General features: G+C 38.0%; 3 protein-coding genes and 1 pseudogene. All 4 read right to left on the bottom strand.

Translation table 11 applies throughout. From position 1 onward, the window contains the following. Nucleotides 1-2234 (bottom strand): annotated as a pseudogene (locus E1171_RS12800) (DUF11 domain-containing protein); the annotation flags it as partial. A 132-nt stretch (nt 2235-2366) separates the two neighbouring features. Then, nucleotides 2367-4124, bottom strand: coding sequence for a cytochrome P450 (locus E1171_RS12795; RefSeq protein ID WP_155206400.1), 1758 nt, complete (start codon nt 4122-4124; stop codon nt 2367-2369). A gap of 584 nt (nt 4125-4708) precedes the next feature. Beyond that, nucleotides 4709-6022, bottom strand: coding sequence for an alpha/beta hydrolase family protein (locus E1171_RS12790; RefSeq protein WP_155206399.1), 1314 nt, complete (start codon nt 6020-6022; stop codon nt 4709-4711). Between the two features lie 1018 nt (nt 6023-7040). Beyond that, on the bottom strand, nt 7041-8040 hold a 1000-nt coding region (locus tag E1171_RS23845; RefSeq protein ID WP_187696431.1), incomplete at its 5' end, for a hypothetical protein.

Here is an 8040-nt window from a genome sequence, read left to right as displayed (position 1 = left end):
TGAGCGGCTGTAATGCTGGCATTCCCATTATCATCTAGTAAAATGGTGATATCTTGGGTTACCACCGTAGGATCAATAAAATCTTGAATTATAATAATATCATCCGTAGCGGTACATCCATTTTCATCGGTTACCGTCACTGAGTAAGTACCTGTTTGATTAACTGTTAGCGTTTGGGCAGTACTTCCATCATTCCAAAGGAAAGTAAGTTGATCCCCTTTTCCTGCACTTAATGCATCCAAAACAATAGTACTGCCTGGACAAAGATCCTGGTCCGGACCAAGATCTATGGCATTTGCATTGGCTATATTGAGTTCCGTAATTGTTCCATTTGAAACCAAATCACTCTCTGGATCATAGGAATTTAAAGCATCAAAATTACTTCCAGTTATGGTGGAAAAGCTTTGGATTTGAGATATTCCCGGAAATATGCCACTATCAAAAGAGGCTTCAAATAAGATTTTTACCCGATCCCCATCTTTTATAAGCCTACCTACATTAACCCTCACTTCAGAGTCCCCAATTGTATTACCAGAAGCTACTGTCCCATGTGAAGTACTTACCCCTCCTACTGTCAAATTCAAAATGGGGTCCAAAGTGGTTTGAAATACCACATTTGAAGCATCTCTATGGCCATTATTGGTAATGGTCACCGAATATTTTACCGTATTACAGCTTGAATAGACAATTTCTTCTTCCATGGTGGCATCCAACGCAGGGCGACCAATAGTAGTAACATAAAAAAATTGGTCATCAAAACTTCTATCACTGATGCCATATAGGTCCTCAATACCGATAAACAAAGCATCGGGATCGGAGGAGGGTGTCGTAATCAAAAAATGTGGTACTTTTCCATTGGTTGCTCTGATAATAAAACCCCTCCCATCAATGTCGATATTATAGCCATATCGTTGCATCAAAACATCCCGTGCCGCCGCTTCACCAAGCCAATCATCTACATTAATGTATTGAAAGATCTTTCGGGAAGGGGTCCAGTTTTCATACTTATCCACCCAACCCTGGTTAGAAGGGTCAAAGGCAATAGGAGAAGTACCATTAACAGGCGAAGTGGCAATGATATCCCAGTCCTTTCCAAACTCTGCTTGCGAAATTATGTTATGGTCGGTAGCATTTTGAAAACCCGGAAACCAATTCATTTGACCTGTTCCGGCAAAATTATCCCCAGTAGTACTTCTACTACTTGGTGTATAGGAACTTGAGGCCGCATCCGGATTAAAGGCAGATGTGGAGTAGAAGGTGTTTATCTTGGAACTGCCCCTAGTAAAAAAAACGGCTACAAAGAAAACAGCTTCCCTATTTCCTGGAAATAATCCTTGATAGCAACGGTATTTCCATTCCTCCACTCCCATAGGGCCGGAATGAATAGTTTCTCTTGGTATACGAATATCATCAGGGTTTATGGTTCCATATAGGTCATAATCAGGTTGTTGATTGGTATTTGAATATTTATCCAAATAATTGGAGGAGTAAGGAAATAAATTAGACTGGGATTGACCGATCCCCATATCATCATCCATTGAGTAGAAAATGGTACTTCCCGTCTTATGCGTTTTCTCTTCGTCAGAACTTCCCGGTGATCCACTATAAAGCCAATCGCCAAGAAGTCCTTTAAAATTTCCCAAAATACTGTGTTGGGTATCATTGCCTTTATCCAATATATATGGAGGTAATACATTTGCACCAGTATTATATTCCAAAATATCAGGAACTTCATTACTATTATTATCAATATACAAGTAAGCAGCAGGATGTTCATAATACCCATAATATTCTCCAACATTTATGGTATTGTTGGGCACAAATTGCCAATAATCCCCTGGGGAGTGACCATTGGCTGCTGCTACCTCTCCATTTTTGAAAAATGAAACTGGCATGGAGGTTACACCTGCAGGTTGTTTATCCATTGCATCTAATATTCCATCATTATCATCATCGGGATCCATAATGTTGGTTAATCCGTCTCCATCGAGGTCGTCGGAGGGTCCGGTTTCAAAAAAATCCGGTAGCCCATCCTTATCCGTATCAATATCCAGATAGAAAAAACCAAGTATAACACTAGAACCAGCGCCCTCATGAATAAAATCCACTGCGAATGCCCTATCTGGTGCAATAGTGATAGATTTTGGGTTTTCCACGCTTTGACCCCGGGCAGTATAAATCCCAAATACCCAAAGGGCTCCACAAAATCTTAATAAACTTCTAATCTTTTTCAACTTCAAATATTTGAAAAACATAAAAATTTTTCATCTCTTCTTACCCCTTCATTTCAGCTCATTCCCTCTATCCGTTCTTCACCAGCAATAGAGCAACAAATGTCCCCTTCTTTCCAAATTTTAATATGCTATCTAACTCCTTTGAAATTCACTAAGGGGAACAGATTTAAATTTCAGCCCTAAATTTTTTGGATACATCGTAAAAGCAAAAACTTCCCTTACCTGGTCTGGCTCAACGGTCAATTCCAAATCAAAATTTTTGCAAATCATAGAAAGGGCCATAATCATCTCATGCATGGCCAGGTTCTTACCTGGACAATATCGAGATCCTGCTCCAAAGGCTTTTATCACTTCTGGCTTATGAACGGTATGAATAGGACATCCGGTTCCTAACCAGCGCTCGGGAGAAAAATCCTGTGCCTTTGTAAAATTTTCTTCAGCAATCTGTGCAACTCTATTTGCCAGCATAAAGGTCGTCCCTTTTTCCACCTTTAGATTCTTTATCTGCTGGTCTTCCAATGACTGTATAAATAATTGTGGGGTTACCGGTTTTAGTCGAATAGCCTCCATCGCTACAGCTTCGGTATATTTCAATTGATTGATCTTATCAAAATCCTCTGGAAGAACCTCCCCGGGGAATACTTCCATAGTTTCCTGTCTTACTTTTTTAACAATTTCTGGATTCTGAGCCAAATAGAACAATGCCCAGGAAATGGAATTAGAAGTGGTATCTTCTCCAGCCAGTAAAAGGGTGAAAACATTACCAAAAATCTCATCATCAGAAAAACTCCCTTCTTTCTCTTGCTGTACCAAAAGGGCTTCCAAAAAATTAGTTGGATTTTCTTTCAATTCAGGGAATATGCTCAACCTATTTTTGGCTACTGATATAAAATGCATAATGGATTTTCTTATTTCCAATAAAGAATGATCTAGTTCTCGGTCTTTTATTAATCTAAACATTCTCCAGTAAGGAAATGGGGCCGTGATTCTTGCGTTAATCATGGGAAAGATCTTCTCTAAATGGGTTTGAATCACATCCCCTTCTTTTTCAAGGGTATTCATTGGGTAACCAAAAGCAATGGTCGTAGTAATATCCACCGTATAGCGTATCAATTCTTGTTGAATATCTACTTCCACACCTTGGTTCTCTAACCTTTTCAGTTTATGATAAAAACGAAGAGTAACCTCTGCAATCGTAGGAAAAAAGCCTCTTATATTTTTCATATTCAAGGCCTCTGACGTTATTTTCCGATGTTTTTTCCAAGATTCACCTTCTGCATTAAACACTCCAAGAATTCCCATTTCCTCCATGATCTCACTAATCTTGAAATACCTTCTAAATTTTTCTGGTCGGTTTTTCAGAATCTGATGATTGAAATCATGGTCTGCAGAAACGACAAATCTTTTCCCCATAAGACTGATTCTGAAAAGAGGACCACATTCCTTCACCCAACTTTCTAATGCCAAATGCTTTTCCGTCGCTTTATATTGCGGCAAATTTCCTAAAAGAAAAGTTCCTTTTGGTGAGGGTAAATCTTCAATAGTTTGGATGCTCTCCTTTTCTTCTTGAACACCCTCTTTATCAATCTCCTTAGGGTCAAGGAAAATACCTTCCTCCCTAACCACAATGGGGTAGCTTTTTAAACATACCTTATGTTTTTTATTGGTTCCGTCGGAGCAAGAAAACTCCCATTGATGAAAAGGACATAACAATTTTCCATTCTTAAAATGGCCTTCCACTAGAGGACCTCCTTGATGAGGGCAAGTTCCTTGGTAAGCTTTTGGTAACCCTTTATATTCAAATAGAATAATTTTTTTATTTCCTAAGTTTACTTCTTTAATCTTTCCTGATTTGATGTCAGAAATATCAGCTAACTTTATAAATGTCATTTGCTTATAATTTTAAGGGGAACTGAAAGATTTGCTGCCTCTCCTGGAGAAGGTTCTAACTACCTTTTTTAAAATGCACCTTTCTATTGTAGCCTTATGAAACGCTTTTTTCAACCATTGAATTTCCCCATGGTCCTCCGACCTTTTTACTTTGTCCTTACCGTAAAAACCACCTTTACCATACTGTTGGTATTCTCCTTTCCATCATCTAAGTCAATCAACACAAAGGTCTAGTTTTTCGGCTACTTCTTTTACTTTTTACCTGGGTGACAAAACTTAATGGTCATCAGTTAATACGCTTTATCATTAGATCTCCTTTTTCCATCATGCTGTAGAATTAATCTTTTTAGCTTATTTCACTGTCCACCCAAATATAGCAGATCCGGGAAGGCTCAAACAGGCAGCAGTGCCCATCAGCTTATTATTGTTTTGCGTAAAAAGTGTAATAGACAGCGCCATAAAAACCAGGCACAAGAAAGATGAAATAGAATATTTTTTCATACGAAGGAATACATATAAGTGAGTTTGGTAACCAAAGGCCCCTTTGGTTTATTCCCAAGGGAGCCTTTAGTAGGGTTATGCTTTTAATTCAATTGAAGTAAAGCCTCGCTAAATTCATATATGAAAGGGGCAATGGATTCTGCATGGCCACCATTCGCCTCAATGACCAATTCCAGTTCGCTGGCCCCTTGCATTTTCAAAATTTCGAAGGCCTGCACACTGCTTTGGTAGGGCACTACTTCGTCCTGATCGCTATGCATGATGATTCCGTCTTGTCCGTTAGGGTTCAAACCCAACACCGCATTAGCAGCAAAAGCTTGAGAAATAGGGCTGTTCTCATTTTGTAACATTTGTAGAAAACCAACTTGAAGCAAGCCGCCTTCACCACTTAACTGAGTAGGGAGCATGGCATCAATCTGTTGAGAAATTAAGTCCCCATTCATATCCATGGTAGCGATTAATTGGTCGTAAGGAGCATTGAATATATCCGAATAGGTGATATTGGCAAAAAGCTCCGGATTATTTTCTTTATACGACTTGACGATTAAGGCCAAAAAGGATGGCCTAGAAAAAGCTGGAGCTTGCGTTAAAATACTACTTAAAAACTGAGGATCATAAATCCCTGCACTTGCACCTATAAAGGCAGGATCCGTTTTAAGCGGGCTTTGCTGTAGTTTTTCTAATATAGCAAGGGTGTTATAAGCTCCCTGAGAATGGCCCGTGAGCACAAATTCTGTTGGAGGAGTATGGCCCAGTGCTCGCAGGGATTCATCAGCAGCTAGTAGCATATTTTTACTGTCGGCAGCTGAGGCTTCCTTCAAAAAGTAGGGTTGTACGGCAACTCCGTCTTTGATTCCTAATCCTGGATAATCCGGTAGAAAGACATACCCCATCCCTGTGGCTACAAATGCGGGTGCCACTTCCAGGGCATAAAGGGATATTTCGTTTTCCAAGGAAAAGCTAGATGGGGCCTGCAGTTTTGAAAAGGCCGTACCATGGGAATAAAGAAAAGTATAAGGATTGGAGAGCTCCTCTCCATCTTCTAAAAGAGGGCTGAGTACGGCGCCACTGGCGGTAATTTCCTTTCCCCTAAAACTACTTTTGTAAAAAACCGTGTTTTTCAATATTCCATAACGAACATTGGGAACCAATTCGGACAGGCCTAATTCGGCCAATTGAGCTTGCAACATCTCTTTGGTTAAAATTACCTGACCGTTGGGGTCAATCTCTAAAAAGGTATCTTCCGTACCATCACTTATGCCTTCTTCCTCTTCAATAATAGGATCAATTTTTTCTGATTCATCCTTGTTACAGCCCGTCAAGAAGGAAATTCCCATTAGAAAAATTAATAAATACTTTAATCTTTGATTGATTCTTGATTCGATGTTCTTTTTCATTTTTGATTTGGATTGTTAAAAAATTAATGGTTTTCCTTTTAGTATTTGCCAAAAAATATTTTAGCGGTAACAGGCTTTTGAAAAGCCGTAAATTCTTGTTGTTTTTCTCTTAGTTTCCGGTTAAAAGCCCAAATACCACCTCATTAAACTACCTCAACATTATGCTCGAACAGAATAAATATCAAAGCATGCTCTTTGTGGAAAGTCAATTGTTAAATAGCTATAGTTAAAGTGACTTATATTGATCAACTCATTATAGGATTCACCCATATTTCTTCATTAAAAGGAGCACCGGAATTATACTCATCCTTTTTTCTGGTATTTAGATATTATTCTACTCATCATTTTTAAAATACAATGGCCCTTTACAGTTTTGATACATGATACATAAGCTGACATCCAATAAAACCAAAAGGCAACGTTAGCATTGGTCTCATAGGGTTTACTTTAGCCTTTAATTTCCTACCAATAGCACTATTATTTAATAAGCTCCTAAACCAAAATATTTTATATAATTATTTTGCAATATTCGAGAAAACTAGGGTTGCTTAGAACCCCATACAGTAGACAATTAGTAGACATAAAAAATAGGGTACTAAACAAAAGACAGTAAAATATTGTTGTAGTGGTGCTCAGATAACTAGCACTTCGTCTTTTTCATAAGATTAGTATTCTTAAAAAGGAGCCCTAAAGAAGGAAGACCAATTAAAATCAAAGATTCTGATGAATGACGACTAGGAATAAACTCTTTAGGATTTTTAGGGAAGTTACTCCTTTCTTCTGTTTAAATTTTACTTGCAAATCCACAGTTTGGGTAAAGAATTCCCATGAAGCACCAAGCTTCGCCAAAAGAGATAAAAAGGGCCTTGGGAATCCTTTAGGCCCCTTAAACTATTTCTTTCTAAAGAAATAGAGCTATAAATGGATAGGTTTTGATAACAGGGCATTAAAAAGCATCCTATACTGAATAGGTGTAGATGAATAGGCCTGAGGGATCAAAATCCCCCAAGCTTAGCCCTTAATTATCCCTGGTAAAAGTGACTACATAATTGCCATTTTCCTCATCATAAACATTAAAACTCAAAGTTGTTCCTTGATAATTCTCTTTATTATTTAGATTATCCCAATCTGGAGCTATTGAAAGATCGTTTAAAGAGTAGTAAAAACTTCTAAAGTAAATTGGATTAAAATCTTCGCCTCCAACAAAATCAAATTCCAGATAAACCCATTCTTCTCCAGCTTCATAAAAATCCTCTATGTTTTCAACAAAATCTAAAATACTATTGTCATTGAAGCCCATGGTAATATCATAATCCCATCCTATCATCATTTCATTGAAAGGTACATCTATTTCCTGCCCATTTTCATTTAATGCAGACTGGAACTTCCATTGACCTAAAAAGGGGAGTTCAGTAATGTCAATCTCTTCATCAGTAATTCTTTCCTGACCCTCAACTAAATTTACATAACTCCTTCTGATATCTCTTATTGCCCCATTTACATTAATTAAAATTTTGTATTCTCCAACAGGGACATTTTCAAATTTAACTTCTGAACTGGTTGCCTGTGCTTCCGTAATTCTCCCTTCCCAAATTTCATTCAAATCCATATGATCGAACATTTCTTCATAAGGAATTAGCCCTATTTGAATTTCCAGCCCTGATTGCATAATGCCTGAATTAATCAAAATATTTCGCTCTTCCTCCAAATGAACAATTACTGTTCCTGTTTCTACCTCCTCGGCCATAGGAACAAGGGTTATTTCATCTGTTTGTCCATCAAATACTTGAATTTGTTTTAGGACATAAAGTAATTCCTCATCTGCTTCATAAGTGACATATACCAGATAGGAATCTTCTAACAGTTGTTCGATTGCAAGGCTTCCTTTTTCATCTGTTACGTAGTGTAGGATTGGCTCTATATTTAATTCCCCCAGAACAGCAACGTCATACTCCTCCTCAAATTCCCCCAGAACAGCAATGCCAACGTCACCATCAAAAACTTTAACATGGGCATCT

Origin of the sequence: Xanthovirga aplysinae (assembly GCF_009711365.1) — a bacterium.
GTDB classification, from domain to species: Bacteria; Bacteroidota; Bacteroidia; order Cytophagales; family Cyclobacteriaceae; genus Xanthovirga; species Xanthovirga aplysinae.
Note: the sequence above shows the minus strand (reverse complement) of the source record. Positions and strands in the feature narration are given on the sequence as shown.

Coding starts and splice junctions, on each gene's coding strand:
- E1171_RS12795 (WP_155206400.1), bottom strand. CDS start 4,124: ATGACATTTATAAAGTTAGCTGATATTTCTGACATCAAATCAGGAAAG.
- E1171_RS12790 (WP_155206399.1), bottom strand. CDS start 6,022: ATGAAAAAGAACATCGAATCAAGAATCAATCAAAGATTAAAGTATTTA.